This window comes from Bradyrhizobium sp. YCK136, from assembly GCF_044570075.1.
In the GTDB taxonomy this organism is placed as follows: Bacteria; Pseudomonadota; Alphaproteobacteria; order Rhizobiales; family Xanthobacteraceae; genus Bradyrhizobium; species Bradyrhizobium diazoefficiens.
In genome coordinates this window covers 8,746,495-8,771,236 of the sequence record NZ_CP172424.1, presented here as the reverse complement: position 1 = coordinate 8,771,236, position 24,742 = coordinate 8,746,495, and the positions used below count along the sequence as shown (strand labels likewise).

Here is a 24,742-nt window from a genome sequence, read left to right as displayed (position 1 = left end):
GGCTTATTTTCCCCGCAACTTATCAATCAGGGGTGAAAGCAGGGACGACTTTTGTTTCTTCGTTTCGCTGCGGCCGGTCAGGCGCTGGGCGATCTGGAGGAACATCTCGATCGATTTGTGGTTGGCGGAGATCTCCGCGATCATCTGGCCGTTGTTGGCCGCCGAGCCGAAGATCTGCGGCTCGAACGGGATCGAGACGACCGGCTGGCTCTCGATCGCCTTGGCGAACTCCGTAGCGGCGATTTCGGGACGTTTCGGCACTCCGACCTGGTTCAGGCAGTAGAGCGGCGGCCGGTCGTTGGGGCGCGAGGCCTTCAGCAGGTCGAACAGGTTCTTGGTATTGCGCAAATTGGCGAGGTCGGGTGCCGCCACGATCAGGATGTCGTCCGCCCCGATCAGAGCGCGCTTGGTCCAGCCCGACCATTGGTGCGGGATGTCGAGCACGATGCAGGGCATGGTGGAGCGCAGCGTGTCGAACACGGAATCGAAGGCGTCGGTGCCGAAATCATAGACCCGGTCCAGCGTCGCCGGCGCCGCCAGCAGGCTGAGGTGGTCGGTGCATTTCGACAGCAGGCGGTCGATGAAGGCGGTATCGACGCGATCGGGCGAGAACACGGCGTCCGCAATGCCTTGCGGCGGGTCCTGGTTGTAGTCGAGCCCGGCGGTGCCGAAGGCGAGGTCGAGATCGGCGACGACCGCGTCCATCGCGAGGTCGCGCGCGATCGCCCAGGCGACGTTATGGGAGATGGTGGACGCGCCGACGCCGCCCTTGGCGCCGACCACGGCGATGATGCGGCCGACCGCCTTTGCTTCCGGCGCGGAGAACAGGTTGCAGATCGAGCGTACGACGTCGATCGCGCCAACCGGCGCGAGCACGTAGTCGCTGACGCCGCGGCGCACCAGCTCGCGATAGAGCATGACGTCGTTGATGCGGCCGATCACGACCACGCGGGTGCCGGCGTCGCAGACGGTGGCGAGCTGGTCGAGCCCGCCCAGGAGGTCGTTGCGGCCGTCGCTCTCGAGCACGATCACGTTCGGTGTGGGCGCCGAGCGGTAGGCTTCGACCGCAGCCGCCATACCGCCCATCTGGATCTTCAGGTGGGCCTTGCCGAGACGGCGATCCTCGCCGGCCGACTGTACCGCGGCAGCAGTTTCCACGGTCTCGCAGAAGGCCTGGACCGAGACGCGCGGCGCAGGCGCGATATGCTCGTCGGCCGGCGGCGGAGCTGCTTCCGGCTGCTCTTCGTGTGTTTGCCTGGCGTAGCTGATCATTTGCCGGTGTCGCTGAGTTTGGCCCTGTCGGCCTCAGGATAGGAGACCGCCGTCGGCACTCCCTTGCGATACTTCTCGAACGCAGCGGTGCGGCGTGTCGTATAGGAGGGTGTCTCCGGCCGCGGCTGCTCGAGGTCCGAGGGATTGTCGACCATGGCTGCGAGGTTGCGCTGATAGGCGCAGCCGTAATTGTAGTATTCCTTGTTCTCGAACCAGCCCTTGTTCTTCATCGAGGGGCCGATGTCCTCCGGCCACAGGCCGCAGGGGCCCGCGACTGCGGCGATCTTGGAATAGGTCAGCCGGATCGGCGGCAGGAAGCGCTTGTCTTCCGGCTGGTAGGGGCGGGCGATGATGCCGCGCGGCGGAACGCCCGCCGCCGCCAGCATCGCCTGGATCTCACGCATCGACCCCGCGACCGGACGCGCGTTGGGCGTGCCGGACGGCGCGTCGATATGGATGGCGCCGGTGCCCTCATGCAGCCAGGCCGATGCCAGGCCCATCACGTCGGCGCGCTGGGCCGCGGTCAACCCGCCGCGGGCGTGGCCGACGAAGACGACAATCGAACGGTTCTGCTCCTCGATCGCGATCGGATGACGCTGCTTGTAGCTGTCGGGAATGGAGGCGGTGACCGCTTCGTCGTGCTGGCAGCCGCCGAGCGCAAGCGCGATGCCGACGAGCGCGCCACCGAAGCCGATGGCGCCTCTGCGAATCTGGGGTGGTCTTGTGGTCATAACGAAGTCCCCGTTCCGCCTTAGTCGGTGATGAAGCCGTAGGTGCCGCGGTAGTTCCGGCCCGGCTCGGTCCGGCCAGGCACGCCGTAGATGCGGTTGATGTTGCCGAGCAGCTCGACCTGCGGATCGGCAGGCGCGGAGAATCCGTCATCCGGCCGCGACAGATCCTTTTGCGCCACCGCGCGAACGATATAGGGCGTCACGATCACGACCAGCTCGGTCGCGTTGTTGACGAAGTCGCGGCTGCGGAACAGCGTGCCGAGGATCGGGAGCTGCATCAGGCCCGGCAGCCCGCTGACCGCCTGCTTGGTCTGCTGCTGGATCAGGCCGGCCATCGCCATCGCGCCGCCGGAGGGAATCTCCAGCGACGTCTCCGCCCGGCGGGTCTTGATCGAAGGCACCGTGAGCGAGTTCACCGACGTGGAGGTCACGGCCTGCGACAGCGTGATCGCATTCTCGTTCGACAGTTCCGAAACCTCGGTCATCACCCGCAGGCTGATCTTGCCCTCGGTCAGCACCACGGGCGTGAAGTTGAGCGAGATGCCGAACTTCTTGAAGCTGATCTGGGTGGTACAGACATGCGTCGTGGGATCGCACGCATAGCCCGCCGGTACCGGGAATTCGCCGCCGGCGATGAAGGTCGCCGACTCGCCGGAGATCGCGGTCAGGTTCGGCTCGGCCAGCGTCCGGATCACGCCGGCGGTCTCCATCGCGCGCAGGGTGGCCTGCACCGACGGCGTCGCGCCGAACTTCGTGGTCAGACTGTTGCCGTCCACCAGATTTTTGCCAAGAGCGGTGAACGGGTTGGAGTTGCTGAAGGTCACCACGGAGGTACCGTAGTTGAGGTTGGCGGTGAGGTCGATGCCGAGCTGCTTGACGATGCTGCGCGCGACTTCGGCGACCGTCACCTTGAGCATGACCTGATCGCGGCCGCGGACCACGATCGAGTTCACGACCTTGTCGGCGCCGCCGGCGAGGCGCGCGGCGAGATCATTGGCCTGCTGCGCTTCCATCGGATTCGCCGCCGTGCCGGTCAGCACGATGCCTTCGCCGAGGCCGTCGATCTGGATGTCGGAATTGGGCAGGATCTGCTTCAGCGCGGCCCGCACGCCGTTGAGGTCGCGCTTGACCGCGATGTCATAGGCCGCGATCTGCTGGCCGGCGGAATCGAAGAACACGATGTTGGTCTGCCCGACCGCGGCGCCGATGATGTAGGCGCGCTGCGACGAGCGGACCACCGCATTGGCGATCTTGGGGTCGGCGACCAGCACATCCTTGATGTCGCGCGGAAGGTCGATCACGATGGACTTGCCGACGCCGAGCGAGAGGAAGCGCGCGTTCATCTGGCCGTCGGCCGCGACCGGCGCTGCGGGGCGGTAGTCGGCGGCGACCACGGGGGTCAGTGCCGGGTTGAGCACCAGCGCGAGGGCGGCCGAAAACGACAGGGCGCGGACCATTGAGGTTCGCATCGTCGCCAAATCTGCCCTGCATTTCATATCGACTGACCTCATCGTGCCTTCGCCGTCGAGCTTGGGATACCGTAGCGAATGATCGAAACGCCATCGCGCCTCTGTGCGGAATCATCGAGCGTGATCTCGCTCATCTTGACGTCGACGATGCTGCGCAGCGCCAGCGACAGCGTGCCGCTCTGGCGGGCGGCGGAAAGCGTCGCCGTCTGCGTGGGGTTGAGCTCGAGGGTGGCGGTCTTGCCGACCACCGTATTCTGGCCGTCCTTCTCCTTCGGCGCCTGGTCGATGGCCAGGACGCGGATGTTGGCCAGGATGATCTCGGACGTGACGATGTCGGGGGCGCCGTTGCTCGGGTCCGGGTTCTTGAGGCGGCGCGTCAGAAGCACGTCGACGCGATCGTTGGGCAGGATGAAGCCGCCTGCGCCGGTCTCCGGCGAGATCTCGGTCGAGATCGCGCGCATGCCGGTGGGCAGGATTGCCGCCATGAAGCCGGAGCCTTCGGCCTTGACCAGCTTCTGGTCGCGGATCGGCTCACCCTGGATGAAGGGGGCGCGCGCGATCGAACCGGTCACCTGGGTCACACCCTCGGGGCGCTCGTTGCGGCGGATGAAGGTGGCGCTGGCGGTCGCGGCCGGCCAGGTCTGCCATTGCACGTCTTCCGGTTTCACGGTCTGGCCGAGGCCGATGTCGTTCTTGGCCACCAGCACGTCGACGGTTGGAAGCTGCGCGACCGGAGCCGCCGGAGGCGGCGCAGAATTGTCCGAGCCGCTCGCCAGGTACGCGGCGACACCGCCGGCGCAGATGGCGACCGTCAGGACGACAATGCGTGCCCTATTCATACGCTTCACTTTCCAACAAACGCCGCGACGCAGCCGCCGCCGTAATCGGCAGTTGACCAGCTATTCGTCAAAGCATGGTTAATGAGGCGTATCTAAATCGCCTTAACGCCTGGTTTACCCGGAGCGTTCAACGCAGTGCGAGATGAGCGAGGTCGATCGCCTTCACCCACTCGGTTTCCGGGTAGACCATCAGCGCGCTCAGTGCGAGCGCGATGCCATAGGGAATGCCGCTCTCCTTGGCGTGCAGTCGCGCAAGCCAGGCCTGGCCCGCGAGGCCGTAGGGCAGCGGCCATTGCCGGAACTGGAGCAGGAGCAGCGTCAGCGCTCCGCCGAACAGCGAGGCGTAGAGCAGGAAGTTCATCAATGGCGCGAAGCCGAACCAGAGCGCGACGGAGGCCGCGACCTTGGCGTCGCCGCCGCCGACCCAGCCCATCGCAAAACAGGTGAAGGCCACGACCAGGACAAGCGCGCCGGCGCCGACATGGCCCAGCATCTCGTAAGGTGCCATGCCACCGGAGAGGGCGAGCGCGAAGAAGCCTGCGACCAGCGCCAGCGAGACGCGGTTCGAGATCGTCATCGTGAAGAGATCGCTCGCGGCGGCGAACGCCATCAGGGCCGGGAAGAGCAGAAGGCGCGCAAGGTCGAGGATCATGGGCTGCGTCTTGAGGCCTGGGTTCGTCGCGATATCTGGCGTCGCCCGATGCTACCCGGCAGAGCTAAACAAACCGACAACGGCGGCTGTGGCCTTGACAGGGCGGATCGCGCGAGGAGTGCTCACCAGAGGCTGGCAATGCGCGCGGCGAGTGCGAGCGTCGCAAGCAGCAGTGCAAGGCAGACCCAGTAGGCCGGCGAGCCGGTCTGCGCCGCCTCCGCCTCGCTCGCCGCAACCGCGGCATCGGTTCTGTACTTGCGTAACGCCACTGGAACTCGCCGTACTCAGAAAAACAAAGGCCCCGGATGTCCGGGGCTTTTGCCGTCGCCTGTCGGTCGCTTACTTCAGCGAGGTGCTGATCGAGGTGAACTTGGTGTTCAGCGTGCTGCCGAGGTTGTTGACGACGGTGATGATGGCCAGCGCGATGCCGGCGGCGATCAGGCCGTATTCGATGGCGGTGGCGCCGGATTCATCCTTGGCGAAACGCGCAATCAGGTTCTTCATGAACAAACTCCATCTGGGGTTGGATCGCCTCGTTCGGCGCTGTCTTTGACGCTATGAGCATGAAAGCCGAGCTCTTTCGGTAGAGTTAATTCGATCGTGCAAACCCGATCCCTGCGCGATGCTTTTGCCCAGAGTGAATTTCGCCTTAAGGCCCGCTGGAGTTCGCTGCGGTTCTAACGTACCGCAAGTGCGTCGCCGGCTTCACCCTCCCTTAAATTTCGCGGAGTAGGCGTAGGAGGACCAGCAATCCGGAAGAGAGGCGACGATGTCGAGCCTGCCCATGCAAGTCGCCCTGATGCTCGGCGAGACCATCGCGAAGGTGGTCCCCATCACCCTCGCGCTCGCGGCGGTCTTCACCGTGCTCGAGCATTTCTGGGCCTGCAATCCCGGCACGCCCTGGTGGCGCAAGCGGGAGATCGTCACCGACATCTGCTATTGGTTCTTCGTTCCGGTGTTCGCCCGCACCATGCGGATCGGGCTCTTGATCGTCGGCGCGAGTCTCCTCTTCAACATCCACGATGCCGACGGTCTCATCGCCTTCTACGACAATGGCCACGGCCCGCTGGCGCTATTGCCGCTCTGGGCCCAGGCTGTCCTCTTCCTGGTCCTGTCGGATTTCATGCTGTACTGGCTGCACCGGTTGTTCCACGGCGGCGAGTTCTGGAAGTATCACGCGATCCATCACTCCTCGGAGGAGATCAGCTGGATTTCGGCGGCCCGCTTCCATCCCGTCAATCTCGTGCTCGGCTCGATCGGGGTCGACGTCGTGCTGCTGATGGCCGGCATTTCCCCGAATGTCATGATCTGGCTTGCCCCGTTCACGACCTTCCACTCGGCCTTCGTGCACGCCAATCTGAACTGGACCTTCGGACCGTTCAAATACGTGCTGGCGACGCCGGTATTCCACCGCTGGCACCACACCTCGCTCGAGGAGGGCGGCGACACCAATTTCGCCGGGACCTTCCCGCTCTGGGACGTGCTGTTCGGCACCTTCCGCATGCCGGAGGGGCAACTGCCGCAGGATTACGGCAAGGACGAAGCGACCATGCCCAGGGAGATCGCGGGCCAGCTCGCTTATCCGTTCCGCCGCTAGCACGACCGCGAGGACCTTAAAACGCCAGTCCGCTCAAACAATAGTCGGCGAATTTGCGGAACGTTCACGAATTGAGGGCAGGTTAGCGCGGTCGGGCGCCGGCTCCGCTGTATCAATCGCTTCTGCCGGTTTGTGACGTCCCGGGGGTAAGAGTATGCGTAAAGAACTGCTGCGCCGCCATGCGCGCGTGTGTCTTCTGGTTGCGGCCGCGGTGCTGGCATCGCCGGCTGCCGGTCTTGCCGAATCCACCGCCGATACCATCGCCGTCAATGTCGACCAGGCCAAGCTGGTCCGGCTGCCCGGCAAGGTTGCGACCATCGTGGTCGGCAATCCCCTGATCGCCGACGTCACGCTGCAGCCCGGTGGCATGATCGTCGTGACCGGGAAGGGCTACGGCGCCACCAACTTCATCGCGCTCGACAGGGGCGGCGAGATCCTGGTCGACCGCCAGATCCAGGTCGAAGGTCCGAGCGACCGGCTCGTCACCGTCTACCGCGGGGTCGAGCGTGAGTCCTATAGCTGCATGCCGATTTGCCAGCGTCGCGTGACGCTGGGCGACAGCGACAACTTCTTCAACACCACGATGAGCCAGGCCGGTTCGCTGAGCAGCAATGCCAGCGGCAACGCCGGCGCGGGCGCCAAGACCAACTAGCAAGACCAACCAGCAGGCCAACTGGTAGGACCGCCCCGTTCTTCGAACATGAAAAAAAGGCCGTGCGTCACGCACGGCCTTTTTCTATTGCGTTGGCTCGTTCGCGCGAGCCGAAGCTCCGTCGGCTCAGCCGGCGGAGCGAAGATTGTCGGCGGCCGACTTGCCGGACCGGCGATCGGCAACGATCTCGTAGGAGATCTTCTGGCCTTCGCGCAGCGTGCCGAGGCCGGCGCGCTCGACGGCGCTGATGTGCACGAACACGTCCTTGCCGCCGTCGTCGGGCTGGATGAAGCCAAAGCCCTTGGTCGCGTTAAACCACTTCACGGTTCCCATGCTCACGGGGGTAGTTCCTTCTCAGATACACAATGTAAGAGCCCGCTCGCGCGGGCAGGTTAGATCGAATTTCTGGAAGGGTCGTCAGCGTGTCTGAACCGGCTGTACCGGTGGATGCCAATGTCGTCCGGCCGAAAATCGATTAATTCATTTTATTGGAAATGAGGCTTCAAAACAATCCTGACGCGCACGATTTTTTGATCCGCCGCGATGTGCGCGGCAGATCAGCATACAGGTCAGCATTTCGATTCCGCGCTTGCGCGCGGAATCGTCGTTCGCCGCCTAGCGGCGGCGGAACTGGCCACCGCGCTGCGCGCCACCCCGCGGCGGTCCGCCGGATGTTGCGGGACGTTCGTCCTTGTGGCGGAAAATCAGCCGGCCCTTCTCGAGATCGTAGGGCGACATCTCCACCGTCACGCGATCGCCCGCGAGCGTCTTGATGCGGTTCTTCTTCATCTTGCCGGCGGTGTAGGCAACGATCTCGTGCCCGGCGTCGAGCTGCACGCGGTAGCGGGCGTCGGGGAGGATTTCGGTGACCAGTCCTTCGAACTGGATCAGCTCTTCCTTAGCCATGAATGTCTCCAGGTCGTGGACGGCTAGTGCGAATAGGGTTTGCGAGTTGGTTGGCCCATCGGCCGACTGTCCCGGCGCAAAAAGGCAACGCCTTGTATCCCATCAGGCGTCCCAGCGCTATGCGCGGAACGCTGTTCAGGGCGGTCGGTTTGCGAAGAGTGCATCTTGCCGCCGGAGCGGCGGCGACGAGACCCCTTTGAGGCCTTCGGGCCGCTGCCGGGCCTTCCGTCGACGTGGCGCGCGTCGCCATGCCGGCCTTCACCGGGCCGTCCATCACCCTGCTTGCCGGCGCTGTGGTGGCGTCCGTCGCCGTGCCTTTCGTCGGTACGCCGTCCGTCACCGTGGCGCTCACCATGCCTTGCGCCTTGCGGACGCTGGCCCGGGCGGCCCGGCCGGCCCTGTCGTTGCTGCGACGGGGGCGGACCCGCATCGCGGCGGCCGGCATCGGTGCGGAGGTCTTCGCGCGGCAGCGCCACCTTGATCAGCCGCTCGATGTCGCGGAGATAGCTGAGCTCCTCGCCGCCTGCGACCAGCGAGATCGCGGTGCCCTCAGCGCCGGCGCGCGCGGTGCGACCGATGCGGTGGACGTAAGTCTCGGGCACGTTGGGCAGGTCGAAATTGATGACGTGGGTGATGCCGTCGACATCGATGCCACGGGCGGCGATGTCGGTGGCGACCAGCGTGCGGATGTCGCCCGAGCGGAACTGGGCGAGCGTGCGCTCGCGATGGTTCTGCGACTTGTTGCCGTGGATGGCGCTGGCGGCGATGCCGGCCTTCTCGAGCGTCTTCACGACCTTGTCGGCGCCGTGCTTGGTGCGGGTGAAGACCAGCGCGCGGTTGATCGGCTCGTCCTTCAGGAGCTTGGTCAGGAAGGCGGGCTTGGCCGAGAAGTCGACTTGGAGGATACGCTGGTTGATGCGCTCGGCGGTCGAGGAGACCGGGGTCACCGCGACACGGGCCGGATCACGCAGCATGGAGTCGGCGAGCTCGGCGATGTCCTTGGGCATGGTGGCCGAGAAGAACAGCGTCTGCCGCTTGATCGGCAGCTTGGCGACGATCTTCCGGATGTCGTTGATGAAGCCCATGTCGAGCATGCGGTCGGCCTCGTCGAGCACGAGGAATTCGACGCTGCCAAGCTTCAGCCCGTTGCTCTGCACGAGGTCGAGCAGGCGGCCGGGGGTGGCGACCAGCACTTCGACACCCTGCATCAGCGAGCGGACCTGGCGGCCCATCGGCACGCCGCCGATGGCGAGCGTCGAGGACAGGCGGATGTGGCGGCCATAGGCGTTGAAGCTGTCGAGGATCTGGCCGGACAGCTCGCGGGTGGGCGACAGAACCAGGACGCGGGTCGTCTTCGGCTGCGGCTTGATGCGGTGCTCGAGCAGGCGATGCAGGATCGGCAGCGCGAAGGACGCGGTCTTGCCGGTGCCGGTCTGGGCGATGCCGACGACGTCGCGGCCGGTCAACGCCGTGGGGATGGTCTGGGCCTGGATGGGGGTGGGGGTGACGTAATTCTCTTCGGAGAGAGCGCGAGCGATCGGTTCGGCGAGGCCGAAGTCCTGAAACGAAGTCAAAAGATGGGTTCTTTCCATGTCAAAGGCGGGCGCCCGGCGCATTCAGCGCGGCGCGCGCAAACGGGTGTCGAGAAGACACCTGCGTGTTTGGGGTGTCGGATGGCTTGGGAGATATGGGGCAAGCCAGAGGCCCGTAGAGGGCTTAAGAACACGCGGCTCGCAACGACCCCTTGATTCGCAAGAGGTCTCGACCGTCATATGGAACATTGAGCGGGCGCTTTCAAGGCAGGCGGGCCCTAAACGGCGATTGCAGTGCAGAAATAGTTATGCCGAAAATTTTGACAGAGGTGTCATTCTGCTCAATAAATGAACTGTCTGCCGCATTAGAATACAATTAATTTGCACAAATCTTGAGCAATTAGCTCTCGGCGAAACTTCGATTTTTGCTAGATTATAAAGCAAAATCAATGTCTTGGTGCGTGTCTAGCCCATGGCATGGTTCTTGCGATTCCGTTAATCGCAGGCGGCCGTGGGGCCGTTTCGCAGCGTTTTTCACGTCTGCGTCAGGGAGATGATACACAAATGCGCACCAAATCCACTCACGATATAGCGGCGTCATTTAGCCGCCGCGGCGTGCTCGCCGCGACCGCCGGACTGATGCTCGGTCTGGCCTCCATTTCCGGCGCGAAGGCCGCGGACGACACCATCAAGGTCGGTGTGCTTCACTCTCTCTCCGGCACCATGGCCATCAGCGAAACCACGCTGAAGGACACCATCCTCTTCCTGATCGACGAGCAGAACAAGAAGGGCGGCGTGCTCGGCAAGAAGCTCGAAGCCGTCGTCGTCGACCCCGCTTCGAACTGGCCGCTGTTCGCCGAAAAGGCGCGCGAGCTGATCACCAAGGACAAGGTCTCGGTCGTGTTCGGCTGCTGGACCTCGGTGTCGCGCAAGTCGGTGCTCCCGGTCTTCAAGGAGCTGAACAACATCCTGTTCTACCCCGTGCAGTACGAGGGCGAGGAGAGCGAGCGCAACGTGTTCTACACGGGTGCTGCGCCGAACCAGCAGGCGATCCCCGCCGTCGACTATTTGATGAAGGACGAGAAGGTGAAGCGCTGGGTGCTCGCAGGCACCGACTACGTCTATCCGCGCACCACCAACAAGATCCTGGAAGCCTATCTGAAGTCGAAGGGTGTCGCCCAGGAAGACATCATGATCAACTACACGCCGTTCGGTCACTCCGACTGGCAGACGATCGTGGCCGACATCAAGAAGTTCGGCTCGGCCGGCAAGAAGACCGCGGTGGTCTCGACCATCAACGGCGACGCCAACGTACCCTTCTACAAGGAGCTCGGCAACCAGGGTATCAAGGCGAAGGACATCCCGGTGGTCGCGTTCTCGGTGGGTGAGGAAGAGCTCGCCGGCATCGACACCAAGCCGCTGGTCGGCCATCTCGCCGCCTGGAACTACTTCGAGTCGATCAAGACCAAGGACGGATCGAACGAGAAGTTCATCAAGGACTGGCAGGCCTACACCAAGAACCCGAAGCGTGTGACCAACGACCCGATGGAAGCGCACGTGATCGGCTTCAACATGTGGGTGAAGGCGGTCGAGAAGGTGAAGTCGACCGATCCGGACAAGGTGATCGACGCGCTTCCCGGCATCGAGGCGCCGAACCTGACCGGTGGCGTGTCGAAGATGCTGCCGAACCACCACATCACCAAGCCGGTGTTCATCGGCGAGATCAAGGGCAACGGCCAGTTCGACGTGGTCTGGAAGACCCCGGGTCTTGTCGCGGGCGATGCCTGGTCGAAGGAGCTCGACGGCTCCAAGGACCTGATCGGCGATTGGGTCGGCAAGAAGTGCGGCAACTTCAACACCAAGACCAACAAGTGCCTGGGTTCGGGCTCCTGATCCGGGCCTGACCGTATCTATGCACGCGACCGGAGAGGGCGGCGATCCCGCCGCCTTCTCCACTCATTTCTGCCGGGGTCATTCACAGTGCCAGCTAATTTGTCCGCCCGCCTCTGTTCGCTCCTGCTCTCGTTGTTCCTGATCGCGTTCGCACTGCCGGCCTTCGCCGGTCCGTTCGAGGATGCGGTCGCCAAATTCGCCAACGATGATTATTCCGACACGGAAGAGGCGATCGGCGTGGTCGCGAGCAGCGGCAATCCGCTGGCCTTCCCCATCATCAGCGCGCTCCAGGACGGCCGCCTCATGGCCGATCCGGACAGCAAGAAGGTTTACGTCACCGGCACCGACGGCAAGTCGATCGACGCCGCGACCGGCCAGGCGGTGGCCAGCGTTCCCGATAGTGCGAGCGCGGTCCGCCTCAACAACCGTCTGCGCCGCAGCGTCGATGCCGCGGTCGGCAGCCTGACGCTTCAGTCGCCGGACGTCGGAACGCGCCTCCAGGCCGCGCAATCCGTCTTCAAGTCGCATGAGGAGACCGCGCTCGAAGCCGTCGATGCCGCGCTCGCCAAGGAAACCAACAAATCAGTCAAGGCTACGCTCGGCGAAGCCCGCGCGGCGATCCTGCTGTTCAAGCCGGACGCCACCGAGGTCGAGAAGCTCGAGGCCGTCGCCACCCTCAGGGCGCGCGGCGACCAGGAGGCGATGGCGCTGCTCACCGGCATGGGCGACCAGCCGGCCTCGGTGACCAAGGCCGCCGCGAGTGCGATCGGCTCGATCCAGAGTTCGCTCGCGGTCTGGTCCACGGTGCAGAATGCCTGGTACGGCCTCTCGCTCGGCTCAGTGCTGCTGCTCGCGGCGATCGGGCTCGCCATCACCTTCGGCGTGATGGGCGTCATCAACATGGCCCATGGCGAAATGGTGATGTTAGGGGCCTACACCACCTTCGTGGTGCAGGAGGTGATCCGCACCCGCTATCCCGGTCTGTTCGACTATTCCTTGCTGATCGCCGTGCCGCTGGCCTTTCTCGTCGCCGGCGCGATCGGCGTGTTGATCGAGCGCAGCATCATTCGCTTCCTCTACGGCCGTCCGCTGGAGACGCTGCTGGCGACCTGGGGCCTGTCGCTGGTGCTCCAGCAGGCGGTCCGCACTATGTTCGGCCCGACCAACCGCGAGGTCGGCAACCCCTCCTGGATGAGCGGCGCCTTCGAGCTCGGCCAGATCACCATTACCTATAACCGGCTCTGGATCCTCTGCTTCACGCTCGCCGTGTTCGCGATCCTGCTCGCGATGCTGCGCTACACCGCGCTGGGCCTGGAGATGCGCGCTGTGACGCAGAACCGGCGCATGGCGGCCTCGATGGGCATCGCCACCTCGCGCGTCGACGCGCTCACCTTCGGCCTCGGTTCGGGCATTGCCGGCATCGCCGGCGTGGCGCTGTCGCAGATCGACAATGTCAGCCCCAATCTCGGCCAGAGCTACATCATCGACAGCTTCATGGTCGTGGTGTTCGGCGGGGTCGGCAATGTCTGGGGCACGCTGGTCGGCGCCTTCACGCTCGGCATCGCCAACAAGTTCCTGGAGCCGGTCGCAGGCGCCGTGCTCGGCAAGATCGCCATCCTGGTTCTCATCATCCTTTTCATTCAAAAGCGGCCGCGCGGTCTGTTCGCGCTCAAGGGCCGTGCGGTGGAAGCATGACCCCTCACATGCTGACGCGATCACTGGACCGCAGCGCGACGATCTTCCTGCTGGTTGTCGCCGCGCTGGGCGTGCTAATCCCGTTGTCCAACCTGCTGCTGCCCGCGGGCTCGTTCCTGCAAGTGCCGACCTATCTGGTCGCGCTCTGGGGCAAATATGTCTGCTACGCCGTCCTGGCGCTCGCGATCGACCTGATCTGGGGCTATTGCGGCATCCTCTCGCTCGGCCACGGGGCTTTCTTCGCGCTCGGCGGCTACGCGATGGGCATGTACCTGATGCGGCAGATCGGCACCCGCGGTGTCTACGGCAACCCTATCCTGCCAGACTTCATGGTGTTCCTGAACTATTCGAAGCTGCCCTGGTACTGGTACGGCTTCGACATGTTCTGGTTCGCCGCGCTGATGGTGCTGGTCGTGCCGGGCCTGCTCGCCTTCTGCTTCGGCTGGCTCGCCTTTCGCTCTCGCGTCACCGGCGTGTATCTGTCGATCATCACGCAGGCGATGACCTATGCGCTGCTGCTCGCCTTCTTCCGCAACGATTTCGGCTTCGGCGGCAACAACGGCCTGACCGACTTCAAGGACATTTTGGGCTTCAACGTGCAGGCGGAAGGGACTCGCGCCGCGCTGTTCGCGCTGAGCTGCCTGGCGCTGATCCTGGGCTTCCTGGTCTGCCGCGCCATCGTCTCGTCCAAGCTCGGCAAGGTGCTGATCGCGGTGCGTGATGCGGAATCGCGCACCCGCTTCCTCGGCTACCGGGTCGAATCCTACAAGCTGTTCGTGTTCACGGTGTCGGCCTGCATGGCCGGCGTTGCCGGCGCGCTCTACGTGCCGCAGGTCGGCATCATCAATCCGAGCGAATTCGCGCCGGGCAATTCGATCGAGGCGGTGATCTGGGTCGCGGTCGGCGGCCGCGGCACGCTGGTCGGCGCGGCGCTCGGCGCCGTCGTCGTCAACTATGCCAAGACGTTCTTCACCTCTGGCATGCTGGCGCCGTACTGGCTGTTCATGCTCGGCGCGCTGTTCATCCTGGTGACGCTGCTGCTGCCCAAGGGCATCGTCGGCACCTTCAACGCCTGGTGGGACGCGTCGAAAGAGAAACGCCCCGCCGCGACAACGGCGAGCGCCGCGGCCGAGGACGGCGTCACCGAACCCAAGATGGCGGAGTAGGCGCAATGAACGTCATGGACACCCGCGCGACCTCCGCAATGCTCTATCTCGACGGCGTGCACGTCTCCTTCGACGGCTTCCACGCCATCAACAATCTGTCGCTGACGCTCGAGCCCGGCGAGATGCGCGCCATCATCGGCCCGAACGGCGCCGGCAAGACCACGATGATGGACATCATCACAGGCAAGACCAAGCCGGACGAGGGCACCGTGCTGTTCGACGGCGTCACCGACCTGACGCGACTGGATGAGACCCGGATTGCCGAGCTCGGCATCGGCCGGAAATTCCAGAAGCCCACCGTGTTCGAGAGCCAGACCGTGCAGGACAATCTGCTGCTGGCGCTCAATGTCGATCACAGCGTCAAGGGCACGCTGTTCTGGCGTGGCAGCAAGGCCGAGTCCGAGCGCATCGACAAGGTGCTGGAGACGATCCGCCTCACCGAGGCGCGCAACCGGCTGGCCGGCAGCCTCAGCCACGGCCAGAAGCAATGGCTCGAGATCGGCATGCTGCTGGCGCAGGATCCGAAGCTCTTGCTGGTCGACGAGCCCGTCGCCGGCATGACCGACGTCGAGACGCATCTCACCGCCGAGCTGCTGAAGGAGATCAACAAGACCCACACCGTCATGGTGGTCGAGCACGACATGACGTTCGTGCGCGAACTCGGGGTCAAGGTCACCTGCCTGCACGAAGGCTCGGTGCTCGCGGAAGGTACCATCGACCAGGTCTCGTCCAACGAGCGGGTCATCGAAGTCTATCTGGGACGCTGACCGATGCTCGAAGTCAAAGACATCAACCTGTTCTACGGCGCGGCGCAGGCGCTGCGCGGCGTCTCGATTGCGGCCGAGCCCGGCAAGGTGACTTGCGTGCTCGGGCGCAACGGCGTCGGCAAGACCTCGCTGCTGCGGGCCATGGTTGGGCAATATCCCATCTCCTCCGGCGCGATCGTGTTCGACGGCAGCGACATCACGGGCCTCAAGCCCTACGAGCGGGCGCGCAAGGGCATCGGCTTCGTGCCGCAGGGCCGCGAGATCTTTCCGCTGCTCACGGTCGAGGAGAATCTCAAGACCGGCTTCGGTCCGCTCAAGCGCGAGGACAGGCACATCCCGGACGACGTGTTCTCGCTGTTTCCGGTGCTGCAATCCATGCTCGGCCGCCGCGGCGGCGATCTCTCCGGCGGCCAGCAGCAGCAGCTCGCGATCGGGCGTGCGCTGGTGATGCGGCCGAAGCTGCTGCTGCTCGACGAGCCGACCGAGGGCATCCAGCCCTCGATCATCAAGGACATCGGCCGCGCCATCTCCTACTTGCGCAACCTCGGCAACATCGCCATCGTGCTGGTCGAACAATATCTCGACTTTGCCTGCGAACTCGGCGACAGTCTCGCCGTGATGGATCGCGGCGCGGTGAAGTTCACCTGCGACCGGACCAATCTCGACGCGAGCGAGATCAGCCGTCAGATGGCTCTGTAAGCCATTTGTGCCGCGACCGGCTGGGGAGGCGGATGCGCAGCGAACTATCAGTCACGTCCAGCATATTCGAGGCCAATCGCGCCCGCGGCGCGGTCAGGTTCGACGTGCATGCGCGGGACGGCGTAACACGGCGCGGAGTGTTGCATGAATCCGGCTCGCTGCGCGTGCGCTTTCCCTCGCCCGAGGATGAAGGTCTCTCCGGCGTGTTCGTCAACACGGCCGGTGGCGTTGCCGGCGGTGATCGCTTCGATGTCGAGATATCGGCGGCCGATGCCGCGCGGCTGACGCTGACCACGGCGGCTGCCGAAAAGGTCTATCGCGCGCCGGGCCCGGCGGCGGAGCTCAATATCGCCCTGAAGGTCGGCGCAGGCGCGCATCTGTCCTGGCTGCCGCAGGAGACCATCCTGTTTGATCGTGCCCGTGTCCATCGTCGCTTCGACATCGCGTTCGATGAGGCGGCCTCGCTCCTGCTTTGCGAGATCGTGGTGTTCGGACGCACTGCGATGGGTGAGCGGATGGAGCAGGGCGAGTTCGTCGACCGATGGCGGCTCTCTCGCGGCGGTCGGCTCGTCTTTGCCGAGACCGTCAGGCTGGGCGGTGATATCGGCGCGAAACTCGCGAGGTCCGCGGTGGCCAAGGGGGGCGCGGCAATCGGCACGGCCTTGATCGTGCCCGGCGATGAGGCGCTCATCGAGCGCATTCGGGAGGCCTCGGAATCCTTCGCCGGCGAGGTCGGGATATCGGCCTGGAATGGCTTTGCAATGGCGCGGTTCTGTGCCCAAGATGCGGCGCGCTTGCGCGCCGACATGATGGCCGTGCTGGCGCGCACCGGTGCGGCGTTGCCGCGGCTGTGGTTGAATTGACGTGTTGAACGGAAGAGATTTCGCATGAACCTGTCTCCCCGCGAAAAGGACAAGCTTCTGATCTCGATGGCCGCCATCCTGGCGCGCCGCAGGCTGGACCGCGGCGTCAAGCTCAACCATCCCGAGGCGATCGCGATCATCTCCGATTTCATCCTCGAAGGTGCGCGCGACGGCCGTACCGTGGCCGAGCTGATGCAATCCGGCGCGCAGGTGCTGACCCGCGACCAGGTGATGCCGGGCATCCCCGAAATGATCCACGACATCCAGGTCGAGGCGACGTTTCCGGACGGCACCAAGCTCGTCACCGTGCACGAGCCGATCAGGTGATTTGAATTCGTCATTCCGGGGCGCGCGCAGGGCGAACCCGGAATCCAGAGATTGTTGATCGAGATTCCGGGTTCTCACTCCGCGAGAACCGGAATGACGGAGGAAGACAGAGATGATCCCCGGTGAACTCTTCATTCAGGACGGCGAGATCGAGCTCAATGCCGGCCGCAAGACCGTGACGCTGACGGTCGCCAACACCGGCGACCGCCCGATCCAGGTCGGCTCGCACTACCATTTCTTCGAGACCAACCCCGCGCTGAAGTTCGAGCGCAAGAAGGCCCGCGGCATGCGCCTCGACATCGCCGCCGGCACCGCCGTCCGCTTCGAGCCCGGCCAGACCCGCGACGTCCAGCTCGTCGCACTCGCCGGCAAGAAGACCATCTACGGCTTCCGCGGCGACGTGATGGGGAAGCTGTGACGCATGCTCTCCGCCGTCTGCCTCATCTCCGAAGCCGCTGAGCTGGCCGCGCGCCGGCACAACGGCATGGCGCGCAAGGGGCGGGGGAACGAGCCTTACGTCAATCACCTTGCCGAGGTCGCGAACCTGCTCGCGAGGGCGACCGATGGCGCCGATGCGGAGCTGGTCGCGGCCGGCTGGCTGCATGATACGATCGAGGACACCGAGACCACGCGTGAAGAGCTCGCGCAGAAATTCTCCGAACGTATCGCATCTCTCGTCGTCGAGTGCACCGATGACATGAAGCTGCCGAAAGCCGAGCGGCGCCGGCGGCAGGTGGTCGATGCGCCGAAGAAATCTGCGGGCGCAAAACTGATCAAGATCGCCGACAAGATCAGCAATGTCGGTGCGCGCATTCATGCCGCCCCGACGACCGAGGAGCGCGACGACCTCGCCGACTATACCGGCTGGGCCGAGCAGGTGGTCGCCGGCTGTCGCGGCGGCAATCCGTGGCTCGATCAGAAATTCGACGACGCAGTGCGTACGGCGAGAGCTTCGCTGTGAGCACCATCAAGACATTCAAACGCAAGCGGGGCCTGTGATGTCCGTAAAGATCAAACGTTCCGTCTATGCCGACATGTTCGGCCCGACCACCGGCGACAAGGTGCGGCTGGCCGACACCGACCTCATCATCGAGGTCGAGAAGGATTTCACCACTTACGGCGAGGAGGTGAAGTTCGGCGGCGGCAAGGTGATCCGCGACGGCATGGGGCAGTCGCAGGTGACCAACAAGCAGGGCGCGGCCGACACCGTCATCACCAATGCGCTGATCGTGGACCACTGGGGCATCGTGAAGGCCGACGTCGCGATCAAGGACGGCATGATCTCCGCGATCGGCAAGGCCGGCAACCCCGACATCCAGCCGGGCGTCACCATCGTCATCGGCCCCGGCACCGACGTGATCGCGGGCGAGGGCAAGATCCTCACCGCCGGCGGCTTCGACAGCCACATCCATTTCATCTGCCCGCAGCAGATCGAGCACGCGCTGATGAGCGGCGTCACCTCGATGCTGGGCGGCGGCACCGGTCCCTCGCACGGCACCTTTGCGACGACCTGCACGCCGGGCCCGTGGCACATGGGGCGGATGATCCAGTCGTTCGACGCCTTCCCGGTCAATCTCGGCATTTCCGGCAAGGGCAATGCCTCGCGCCCCGCGCCGCTGGTCGAGATGATCAAGGGCGGCGCCTGCGCGCTGAAGCTGCACGAGGATTGGGGCACCACGCCGGCCGCGATCGACAACTGCCTCTCGGTGGCCGACGATTACGACATCCAGGTCATGATCCACGCCGACACGCTGAACGAATCCGGCTTCGTCGAGGATACGATCAAGGCGTTCAAGGGCCGCACCATCCACGCCTTCCACACCGAGGGCGCCGGCGGCGGTCACGCCCCCGACATCATCAAGGTCGCAGGGCTGAAGAACGTGCTGCCGTCATCGACCAACCCGACGCGCCCCTTCACCCGCAACACCATCGACGAGCATCTCGACATGCTGATGGTGTGCCACCACCTCGATCCCTCGATCGCGGAAGATCTTGCGTTCGCCGAAAGCCGTATCCGCAAGGAGACCATCGCGGCCGAGGACATCCTGCACGATCTCGGCGCGCTCTCGATGATGTCCTCGGACTCCCAGGCCATGGGTCGCCTCGGCGAGGTCATCATCCGGACATGGCAAACCGCCGACAAGATGAAGAAGCAGCGCGGATCGCTGCCGCAGGACAAGGGCAAGGACAACGACAATTTCCGCGTCAAGCGCTACATCGCCAAATACACGATCAACCCCGCGATCGCGCATGGCGTGTCGAAGCTGATCGGTTCGGTGGAGAAGGGCAAGCTCGCCGATCTCGTGCTGTGGTCGCCGGCGTTCTTCGGCGTCAAGCCGGACTGCATCGTCAAGGGCGGCACGATCGTCGCTGCGCCCATGGGCGATCCCAACGCCTCGATCCCGACGCCGCAGCCGGTGCACTACCAGCCGATGTTCGGCGCCTTCGGCAAGGCGCGCACGGCATCTTCCGTGGTGTTCACCTCCAAGGCCGCGATCACCGGCGGGCTGGCGCGCAAGCTCGGTATCGAGAAGAAGCTCTATGCCGTCCAGAACACCCGCGGCAGGATCTCCAAGAAGAGCATGATCCACAACGACGCAACCCCCGATATCGAGGTCGATCCGGAGACCTATGAGGTCCGCGCCGACGGCGAGCTCCTGACCTGCGCGCCTGCCGAAGTGCTGCCGATGGCGCAGCGATATTTCATGTACTGAAATAGCGCCCCGGTCCCCGGAGCCTGTCCGGGGACGGTTTTACGGTGTTGCGTTCGATCCCGCCTGGTCTAATGTCCCGCCCGGTATCTTGAACCCAGAAGAAAAGCCGGGAGGATTTCTCGTGATTTACGTCGTTGCCACCTTGACCATCAAGCCCGAGACGCGCGCCGAATTCATTGCAGGCGCCACCGCCTGCATCAAGGAGACGCGGAAAGAGCCCGGCAATATCGCCTATGATATGCATGAAAGCGTCACCGATCCGACCAAGATGGTGTTCGTCGAGCAGTGGGAGAGCGCCGAGGCGCTGGTGCCGCATCGCGCCATGGAGCACATGAAGACGTTCGGCCGCATTGCGGTGAAATGCTTCATGGCGCCGCCGAAGGTCGAAATCATTACGCCCGAGAAGGTCGAGACACGGTAACAGGGTAGAAGCCAATGATCCGGGCGACGCAGGTTAGGGGACAGCACCGCTTCACCGAAGCACCAGTGGACACGGTCGTGCTCGATTTCGACGATCGGCACCGCCGCCGCATGGCGATGACGGGGACGCGGGGGCTCGAATTCCTGCTCGACCTGGAGAACGCCGTTGCGCTGCGCGGCGGCGACGCGCTGGTGCTGGAGGACGGCCGGCTGGTCGAAGTGGTTGCGGCGCCCGAGCCGCTGCTCGAGATCCGCGGCCGCGATCCGCACCACCTCATCCGCGTCGGCTGGCACCTCGGCAATCGTCATCTGCCGACGCAGATCATGGCCAAAGCCTTGCGCATCCGCCGTGACCACGTCATCGAGGCCATGGTGAAGGGCCTCGGCGCGCGTGTCGTCGAGATCGAGGCGCCATTCGATCCTGAAGGTGGCGCCTATGCCGACGCCGGTCATGCGCATGGCCACGATGACCATGCGCATCATGATCACGGCCATCACCACCACGATCATGGCGACCATCATCATGATCACCACGGTCATGATCATCACGGCCACGACCATCATGATCATGCCGCGCATGACCATGGGCACGATCACCATCATCACGACGAGCATTGCGACCATCCCGACCACCACCACGGCCACAAGCATGCTCATGACCACAAATGAGCCGGTCAATGCCGGTGACCTCGCCGCGCGCGAGGCGGCGGCGCTGTACCGGCTGATGACCTGGCTGTCGCCGGCGTTTCCCGTCGGCGGCTTCTCCTACTCCAGCGGGATCGAATGGGCGGTCGAGGCGGGCGATATCACCGACACGGCGACGCTCGCCGACTGGCTCGATACTATGCTCGGCGACGGTTCGGGCTTCTGCGATGCGACGTTCCTGGTCCAGGCCTATCGCGCCACTGAGGCGGGCGAGGAGACCTCGTTGCGCGACATCGCTGAGCTCGCGAGCGCCTTCGTGCCGTCGCGCGAGCGGCAGCTTGAGACGACGTCGCAGGGCCGCGCTTTCATCGACATCGCCCGCGCCGCGTGGGATGCGGAGGGGCTGGACGCCATGGTTGCGGCATGCCGCACGCCATTGGTCTATCCCGTCGCGGTCGGTGTGGTCGCCGCGATGCACGGCGTGCCGTTGGCGCCGACGCTGCACGCCTTCCTGCACGCTGTGGTCTCGAACTGGATTTCCGCGGCCACCCGCCTCATTCCGCTCGGCCAGACCGACAGCCAGCGCGTGCTGGTGCGGCTGGAAGCTGCCGTTGCCGCGACCGCAACTCGTGCGCTGAGCGCGACGTTGGACGATCTCGGCAGCGCGACATTCCGCGCCGATCTCGCCAGCCTGCGGCACGAGACGCAGTATACGCGGCTGTTTCGGTCGTGAGCGCGTTGCATCACATTCTGCCGTCGTCCTGGCGAAGGCCAGGCCCCATAACCACGAATGCCTGTGGTCATGGAGGGATGTGGCCTCAGTCCGCCGCGACAATGAACTTCGGTGGTAATGGGTCCTGGCTTTCGCCAGGACGACGATAGGAAAGAGTCAATGGCTACGTCTCACGGCCCCCTGCGTGTCGGCGTCGGCGGTCCGGTCGGATCGGGCAAGACCGCGCTGATGGATCTGCTCTGCAAGACCATGCGCGAGCGCTACGACATCGCGGCGATCACCAACGACATCTACACCAAATGGGATGCCGAATTCCTGGTGCGCTCGGGCTCGCTGACGCCGGATCGCATTGCCGGTGTCGAGACCGGCGGCTGCCCGCATACCGCGATCCGCGAAGATGCCTCGATGAACCTCGCGGCGGTCGCGGACATGCGCGCGAAATTCCCCGGCCTCGACCTCGTGCTGATCGAATCCGGCGGCGACAATCTCGCTGCCACTTTTTCCCCGGAGCTTGCCGACCTCACCATCTACGTCATCGACGTGGCGGCGGGCGACAAGATCCCGTCCAAGGGCGGCCCCGGCATCACCCGCTCCGACCTCCTGGTCATCAACAAGATCGATCTTGCGCCCCATGTCGGCGCCTCCCTGGAGAAGATGGAGACGGACGCCAGGCGCATGCGCGGCACGCGCCCCTTTGTCATGACCAACCTGAAGAAGAGCGAGGGGCTCGACCGCATCGTGGGCTTCATCGAGGCCAAAGGCGGCCTGAAACGGGCCGGCTGACGGACGCGACGACTTGGCACAGGCGTTTTCCGCCGTTAACGCCTGAGGCAGGACCGTATCCGCGGAACAAATTCCGGACACGGCGATTAATTACCGGTACCCGGGGCAAATCCATTCCGGCCGGACGACCGGCCGGGCGGATTAAGCTTTTCAGGCGACCCAAGTTGCGTACTGATGCCTCCTCCTTCATTATCTCCTCCATCGGGGTTCATCCTGTTTCGGCACATGGCCGTTCGAGCTGCGTTCATATGCTCCGTGTTTATTGCCGACCTCCTGCTTCCGTCTGAGTAGTCGCGTGGTCCGGCTGGGTTTCATCATCGGCTTCATCGCTCTGCTCGGAGCCATGCTTTCCGGGCTTGCGGCCTATCGCGTCCACGACCAGGAGCTGGCGCTGGACCGGATCGCGCTCGCACGTGCGATCGACGTCCATGCGAGCCTGGTGCAGGACCGGCTGACCGAGCGCGAGCTGCTCGCGCGTGTCGCCTCAGGCCTGTTCCGCGCGCCATCGGTACTCAAGCCCAACATGCTGGAGCCGCTGCGCTCGGCGATCTACGCCTTCAAGACCGATTTCGTGGTGGCCGGCTGGGTCGCCCGGCTCCAGCCGAACGAGCTTGCTGCGGCGCAGGCCGCGATCGCGGCCGCCGGCTTCCCGAAGCCGCAGATCCGTGACTACGGCGACAAGCCGATCGATCCCGCAAGCCTCACCCAGCCGATCGACGTGCTGATGGATCTCGAGCCGCGCAGCGATGAGACCAAGGGGTTGCCCGGCCGCAGCTATGACCGGGACCCGGTGCGCAGCGCGATGCTCGCCCGGGCCAGGATCGAGAAGAGGTCGGTCGCCTCCGACCCGGTGCCGCTCCTGCGCAACAACGGGCCGGTCGGCGTCATCGTTGCGGCCCCCGTCATTCCCGAAGGCGCGACCGAGCCCGTCGGCTTCATCACATTCTCCTATGAGCTGGCATCACTGATGCTGACCAACGACGACATGTCGTTGTTCGCGGTCGCGCTCAAGGACCCGCGCAAGGACGGCGGCGAGCTCGTCGCCAACGACCAGGGTATCGTCTCCACGCGCATGACGGCGGCGGACGGGCCGGCGCCATCGGCGACGCGCACCGTGAGCTTCGGCGGCCGCGACTGGCAGCTCGGCTATTACGCAAAGACCAACTCGGCGCGGCGCGCCGAGCAGACCGCGATCATCGTGGCGGCGATCGGCTTTGCGATCACCGCGATGGTGTGCGGCCTGTTTGGCTATGTCGCCTACAACAATCTGCGGCTCAGCCGGGAGATCCAGGTGCGGATCGGCTTCGAGCGCCGCCTGACCGCCGTCATCGACGAGCTCAACCACCGGGTCAAGAACATCCTGGCGGTGATCCAGTCGATCGTGACGCGCACGCTGCGCCACGGCGCGGACATCGACGTCGCGCGCGAACTGCTGATCGGCCGCATCCACGCCATGTCCAACGTGGTCTCGCTGCTCAGCGAGAGCCAGTGGCAGGGCGTCAAGTTGAAGGGCCTGTTCGAGGCGCGCGCCATTCCGCATGCGGACCGCATCGCCGTCACCGGTCCCGACATCGCGGTGAGCGCGCGTGCGGCGCAGAGCCTGTCACTTCTGTTCTTCGAGCTCGCCTCGCATTCGGACGAAGGCCTGTCGCTGGTCGGCAAGCATCCGCACATCACCGCCAACTGGACGGTGACAGGCGAGGGGACCGACGAGGTCTTCCATTTCCGCTGGGAGGAGTTCAACACCAGCGAGGCGACGCGCCGTCCCGATTCCGATTTCGGCCTGATCCTGCTCGACCGCGTCGCGCCCGAAGCGCTCGGCGGCACCGCCAAGCGCTACTTTACCGACGTCTCCTATGTCTACGAGCTGATTGCTCCGATGGAGACGGTCGTCGACATGAGCGAGCGCGACCGCACGGACAAGCTCTCGGCCCAGGTGAGGCCTGTGCGATAAACCTCGCGCGCTTCAGCTCGAGGTCGGTCGAGCCGCGATTGCGGTCATCTCGAGCTTGACGCCTGAACCGAGATCGGCCACGCCGACGACGGCGCGTGCCGGCAGATGGGCTTCGGCAAAGTGCGCTTTCCAGGCCGCATTGAACGCAGCCTTCTCGCCGAGATTCGTAACGAAGATGGTCACCTGCAATACGTTGGCCAGGTCGGATCCAAGAGTCTTCAGCAGACGCGACAATTGGCCAAGCCCGTCGTTTGCCTGACCTGACATGTCGAGGCTCGTGTCCTCGGCGACGATTCCGCCGATGTAAAGCACGCCTCCATGCTCGACCACTTCGTGGAGCAATCCTTCGTATGGCAAGATGCGTTTGATCATGATGAGACTGATGCTCCTGTGGGGAAAGACGTGAGATGTCCGCGCGTTCTAATCACCAAGG

General features: G+C 64.6%; 28 protein-coding genes. 17 read left to right on the top strand and 11 right to left on the bottom strand.

Annotated elements, in window-relative coordinates; translation table 11 throughout:
• Nucleotides 1-3 precede the first annotated feature (3 nt).
• The 7 genes from ACFLEY_RS42390 to ACFLEY_RS42360 form a co-directional block, all read right to left on the bottom strand.
• Complete coding sequence (locus ACFLEY_RS42390) at nt 4-1,272, bottom strand: AAA family ATPase (RefSeq protein ID WP_060909184.1); 1,269 nt, start codon at nt 1,270-1,272, stop codon at nt 4-6.
• Nucleotides 1,269-2,003 (bottom strand): CpaD family pilus assembly protein, encoded by a 735-nt coding sequence (locus ACFLEY_RS42385; protein WP_060909183.1) that lies wholly within the window; start codon nt 2,001-2,003, stop codon nt 1,269-1,271. The genes ACFLEY_RS42390 and ACFLEY_RS42385 overlap by 4 nt, the downstream gene beginning before the upstream one ends.
• Nucleotides 2,004-2,023: 20 nt before the next feature.
• A complete protein-coding gene (locus ACFLEY_RS42380) occupies nt 2,024-3,499 on the bottom strand; it encodes a type II and III secretion system protein family protein (protein WP_028173504.1) in 1,476 nt (491 codons plus the stop codon).
• 11 nt (nt 3,500-3,510) lie between these two features.
• Entirely contained in the window at nt 3,511-4,311 is an 801-nt protein-coding gene (gene cpaB, locus ACFLEY_RS42375; RefSeq protein WP_028173503.1) for a Flp pilus assembly protein CpaB, read from the bottom strand.
• A gap of 127 nt (nt 4,312-4,438) precedes the next feature.
• Complete coding sequence (locus ACFLEY_RS42370; protein ID WP_060909182.1) at nt 4,439-4,963, bottom strand: prepilin peptidase; 525 nt, start codon at nt 4,961-4,963, stop codon at nt 4,439-4,441.
• 122 nt (nt 4,964-5,085) lie between these two features.
• Nucleotides 5,086-5,232 (bottom strand): hypothetical protein, encoded by a 147-nt coding sequence (locus ACFLEY_RS42365; protein WP_165448137.1) that lies wholly within the window; start codon nt 5,230-5,232, stop codon nt 5,086-5,088.
• Nucleotides 5,233-5,302: 70 nt separating this feature from the next.
• Nucleotides 5,303-5,467: a Flp family type IVb pilin gene (locus ACFLEY_RS42360; RefSeq protein WP_011084259.1), complete on the bottom strand. Its 165-nt coding sequence runs from the start codon at nt 5,465-5,467 to the stop codon at nt 5,303-5,305.
• A gap of 265 nt (nt 5,468-5,732) precedes the next feature.
• Between ACFLEY_RS42360 and ACFLEY_RS42355 the strand changes: the two genes are divergently transcribed.
• On the top strand, nt 5,733-6,560 hold the full coding sequence (locus ACFLEY_RS42355) for a sterol desaturase family protein (protein ID WP_011084260.1): 828 nt from the start codon (nt 5,733-5,735) through the stop codon (nt 6,558-6,560).
• A gap of 154 nt (nt 6,561-6,714) precedes the next feature.
• Nucleotides 6,715-7,212 (top strand): pilus assembly protein N-terminal domain-containing protein, encoded by a 498-nt coding sequence (locus tag ACFLEY_RS42350; RefSeq protein ID WP_011084261.1) that lies wholly within the window; start codon nt 6,715-6,717, stop codon nt 7,210-7,212.
• A gap of 126 nt (nt 7,213-7,338) precedes the next feature.
• Here the strand turns inward: ACFLEY_RS42350 and ACFLEY_RS42345 are convergent, their stop codons facing one another.
• From ACFLEY_RS42345 to ACFLEY_RS42335, 3 genes are all read right to left on the bottom strand, one after another.
• A complete protein-coding gene (locus ACFLEY_RS42345) occupies nt 7,339-7,551 on the bottom strand; it encodes a cold-shock protein (RefSeq protein WP_011084262.1) in 213 nt (70 codons plus the stop codon).
• Nucleotides 7,552-7,827: 276 nt separating this feature from the next.
• The gene (infA, locus tag ACFLEY_RS42340) at nt 7,828-8,118 is read right to left on the bottom strand and encodes a translation initiation factor IF-1 (protein ID WP_011084263.1); all 291 of its coding nucleotides are present in this window, start codon (nt 8,116-8,118) and stop codon (nt 7,828-7,830) included.
• Between the two features lie 23 nt (nt 8,119-8,141).
• On the bottom strand, nt 8,142-9,734 hold the full coding sequence (locus tag ACFLEY_RS42335; protein WP_011084264.1) for a DEAD/DEAH box helicase: 1,593 nt from the start codon (nt 9,732-9,734) through the stop codon (nt 8,142-8,144).
• Between the two features lie 480 nt (nt 9,735-10,214).
• Between ACFLEY_RS42335 and urtA the strand changes: the two genes are divergently transcribed.
• From urtA to ACFLEY_RS42260, 15 genes are all read left to right on the top strand, one after another.
• Nucleotides 10,215-11,543 (top strand): urea ABC transporter substrate-binding protein, encoded by a 1,329-nt coding sequence (urtA, locus tag ACFLEY_RS42330; protein ID WP_028173500.1) that lies wholly within the window; start codon nt 10,215-10,217, stop codon nt 11,541-11,543.
• 87 nt (nt 11,544-11,630) lie between these two features.
• Nucleotides 11,631-13,238, top strand: coding sequence for an urea ABC transporter permease subunit UrtB (urtB, locus tag ACFLEY_RS42325; RefSeq protein ID WP_060909180.1), 1,608 nt, complete (start codon nt 11,631-11,633; stop codon nt 13,236-13,238).
• A complete protein-coding gene (gene urtC, locus ACFLEY_RS42320) occupies nt 13,235-14,404 on the top strand; it encodes an urea ABC transporter permease subunit UrtC (protein ID WP_028173498.1) in 1,170 nt (389 codons plus the stop codon). Before urtB ends, urtC begins: the two co-directional genes overlap by 4 nt.
• Before the next feature lie 5 nt (nt 14,405-14,409).
• Nucleotides 14,410-15,171, top strand: a complete 762-nt coding sequence (urtD, locus tag ACFLEY_RS42315) for an urea ABC transporter ATP-binding protein UrtD (RefSeq protein ID WP_011084268.1) — start codon at nt 14,410-14,412, stop codon at nt 15,169-15,171.
• Nucleotides 15,172-15,174: 3 nt separating this feature from the next.
• Complete coding sequence (gene urtE, locus ACFLEY_RS42310; RefSeq protein WP_060909179.1) at nt 15,175-15,870, top strand: urea ABC transporter ATP-binding subunit UrtE; 696 nt, start codon at nt 15,175-15,177, stop codon at nt 15,868-15,870.
• A 32-nt stretch (nt 15,871-15,902) separates the two neighbouring features.
• Complete coding sequence (locus tag ACFLEY_RS42305) at nt 15,903-16,733, top strand: urease accessory protein UreD (RefSeq protein WP_060909178.1); 831 nt, start codon at nt 15,903-15,905, stop codon at nt 16,731-16,733.
• 24 nt (nt 16,734-16,757) lie between these two features.
• Nucleotides 16,758-17,060 (top strand): urease subunit gamma, encoded by a 303-nt coding sequence (locus ACFLEY_RS42300; protein WP_060909177.1) that lies wholly within the window; start codon nt 16,758-16,760, stop codon nt 17,058-17,060.
• 112 nt (nt 17,061-17,172) lie between these two features.
• Nucleotides 17,173-17,478, top strand: a complete 306-nt coding sequence (locus ACFLEY_RS42295) for an urease subunit beta (RefSeq protein WP_011084271.1) — start codon at nt 17,173-17,175, stop codon at nt 17,476-17,478.
• A 3-nt stretch (nt 17,479-17,481) separates the two neighbouring features.
• Nucleotides 17,482-18,021: an HD domain-containing protein gene (locus ACFLEY_RS42290; RefSeq protein ID WP_060909176.1), complete on the top strand. Its 540-nt coding sequence runs from the start codon at nt 17,482-17,484 to the stop codon at nt 18,019-18,021.
• 37 nt (nt 18,022-18,058) lie between these two features.
• Nucleotides 18,059-19,774 (top strand): urease subunit alpha, encoded by a 1,716-nt coding sequence (ureC, locus tag ACFLEY_RS42285; RefSeq protein WP_060909175.1) that lies wholly within the window; start codon nt 18,059-18,061, stop codon nt 19,772-19,774.
• Nucleotides 19,775-19,895: 121 nt separating this feature from the next.
• Nucleotides 19,896-20,195 carry a putative quinol monooxygenase gene (locus tag ACFLEY_RS42280; protein WP_011084274.1) on the top strand — a complete coding sequence of 100 codons (300 nt, stop codon included), beginning with the start codon at nt 19,896-19,898 and terminating at the stop codon, nt 20,193-20,195.
• Between the two features lie 14 nt (nt 20,196-20,209).
• A complete protein-coding gene (ureE, locus tag ACFLEY_RS42275) occupies nt 20,210-20,863 on the top strand; it encodes an urease accessory protein UreE (protein ID WP_060909174.1) in 654 nt (217 codons plus the stop codon).
• Nucleotides 20,844-21,572 (top strand): urease accessory protein UreF, encoded by a 729-nt coding sequence (locus ACFLEY_RS42270; RefSeq protein ID WP_082755578.1) that lies wholly within the window; start codon nt 20,844-20,846, stop codon nt 21,570-21,572. The genes ureE and ACFLEY_RS42270 overlap by 20 nt, the downstream gene beginning before the upstream one ends.
• A 159-nt stretch (nt 21,573-21,731) precedes the next feature.
• Nucleotides 21,732-22,355, top strand: a complete 624-nt coding sequence (ureG, locus tag ACFLEY_RS42265; protein ID WP_028173491.1) for an urease accessory protein UreG — start codon at nt 21,732-21,734, stop codon at nt 22,353-22,355.
• A gap of 295 nt (nt 22,356-22,650) precedes the next feature.
• A complete protein-coding gene (locus ACFLEY_RS42260) occupies nt 22,651-24,309 on the top strand; it encodes an HWE histidine kinase domain-containing protein (protein ID WP_060909173.1) in 1,659 nt (552 codons plus the stop codon).
• 12 nt (nt 24,310-24,321) lie between these two features.
• On the opposite strand, the gene ACFLEY_RS42255 is transcribed toward ACFLEY_RS42260, so the two are convergent.
• Nucleotides 24,322-24,681, bottom strand: coding sequence for a RidA family protein (locus tag ACFLEY_RS42255; protein ID WP_060909172.1), 360 nt, complete (start codon nt 24,679-24,681; stop codon nt 24,322-24,324).
• Between the last annotated feature and the right edge of the window lie 61 nt (nt 24,682-24,742).

What these genes read in the sequence shown, in the direction of transcription:
- ACFLEY_RS42295 (WP_011084271.1), top strand. Translation starts at nt 17,173, where the DNA reads ATGATCCCCGGTGAACTCTTCATTCAGGACGGCGAGATCGAGCTCAAT.
- ureE (WP_060909174.1), top strand. Translation starts at nt 20,210, where the DNA reads ATGATCCGGGCGACGCAGGTTAGGGGACAGCACCGCTTCACCGAAGCA.
- ACFLEY_RS42380 (WP_028173504.1), bottom strand. Translation starts at nt 3,499, where the DNA reads ATGAAATGCAGGGCAGATTTGGCGACGATGCGAACCTCAATGGTCCGC.
- urtE (WP_060909179.1), top strand. Translation starts at nt 15,175, where the DNA reads ATGCTCGAAGTCAAAGACATCAACCTGTTCTACGGCGCGGCGCAGGCG.
- urtC (WP_028173498.1), top strand. Translation starts at nt 13,235, where the DNA reads ATGACCCCTCACATGCTGACGCGATCACTGGACCGCAGCGCGACGATC.
- ACFLEY_RS42255 (WP_060909172.1), bottom strand. Translation starts at nt 24,681, where the DNA reads ATGATCAAACGCATCTTGCCATACGAAGGATTGCTCCACGAAGTGGTC.
- ureC (WP_060909175.1), top strand. Translation starts at nt 18,059, where the DNA reads ATGTCCGTAAAGATCAAACGTTCCGTCTATGCCGACATGTTCGGCCCG.
- ACFLEY_RS42360 (WP_011084259.1), bottom strand. Translation starts at nt 5,467, where the DNA reads ATGAAGAACCTGATTGCGCGTTTCGCCAAGGATGAATCCGGCGCCACC.
- ACFLEY_RS42355 (WP_011084260.1), top strand. Translation starts at nt 5,733, where the DNA reads ATGTCGAGCCTGCCCATGCAAGTCGCCCTGATGCTCGGCGAGACCATC.
- ureG (WP_028173491.1), top strand. Translation starts at nt 21,732, where the DNA reads ATGGCTACGTCTCACGGCCCCCTGCGTGTCGGCGTCGGCGGTCCGGTC.
- ACFLEY_RS42270 (WP_082755578.1), top strand. Translation starts at nt 20,844, where the DNA reads ATGCTCATGACCACAAATGAGCCGGTCAATGCCGGTGACCTCGCCGCG.
- ACFLEY_RS42390 (WP_060909184.1), bottom strand. Translation starts at nt 1,272, where the DNA reads ATGATCAGCTACGCCAGGCAAACACACGAAGAGCAGCCGGAAGCAGCT.
- urtA (WP_028173500.1), top strand. Translation starts at nt 10,215, where the DNA reads ATGCGCACCAAATCCACTCACGATATAGCGGCGTCATTTAGCCGCCGC.
- ACFLEY_RS42385 (WP_060909183.1), bottom strand. Translation starts at nt 2,003, where the DNA reads ATGACCACAAGACCACCCCAGATTCGCAGAGGCGCCATCGGCTTCGGT.
- ACFLEY_RS42305 (WP_060909178.1), top strand. Translation starts at nt 15,903, where the DNA reads ATGCGCAGCGAACTATCAGTCACGTCCAGCATATTCGAGGCCAATCGC.
- cpaB (WP_028173503.1), bottom strand. Translation starts at nt 4,311, where the DNA reads ATGAATAGGGCACGCATTGTCGTCCTGACGGTCGCCATCTGCGCCGGC.
- ACFLEY_RS42300 (WP_060909177.1), top strand. Translation starts at nt 16,758, where the DNA reads ATGAACCTGTCTCCCCGCGAAAAGGACAAGCTTCTGATCTCGATGGCC.
- ACFLEY_RS42290 (WP_060909176.1), top strand. Translation starts at nt 17,482, where the DNA reads ATGCTCTCCGCCGTCTGCCTCATCTCCGAAGCCGCTGAGCTGGCCGCG.
- urtD (WP_011084268.1), top strand. Translation starts at nt 14,410, where the DNA reads ATGAACGTCATGGACACCCGCGCGACCTCCGCAATGCTCTATCTCGAC.
- infA (WP_011084263.1), bottom strand. Translation starts at nt 8,118, where the DNA reads ATGGCTAAGGAAGAGCTGATCCAGTTCGAAGGACTGGTCACCGAAATC.
- ACFLEY_RS42370 (WP_060909182.1), bottom strand. Translation starts at nt 4,963, where the DNA reads ATGATCCTCGACCTTGCGCGCCTTCTGCTCTTCCCGGCCCTGATGGCG.
- ACFLEY_RS42350 (WP_011084261.1), top strand. Translation starts at nt 6,715, where the DNA reads ATGCGTAAAGAACTGCTGCGCCGCCATGCGCGCGTGTGTCTTCTGGTT.
- ACFLEY_RS42335 (WP_011084264.1), bottom strand. Translation starts at nt 9,734, where the DNA reads ATGCGCCGGGCGCCCGCCTTTGACATGGAAAGAACCCATCTTTTGACT.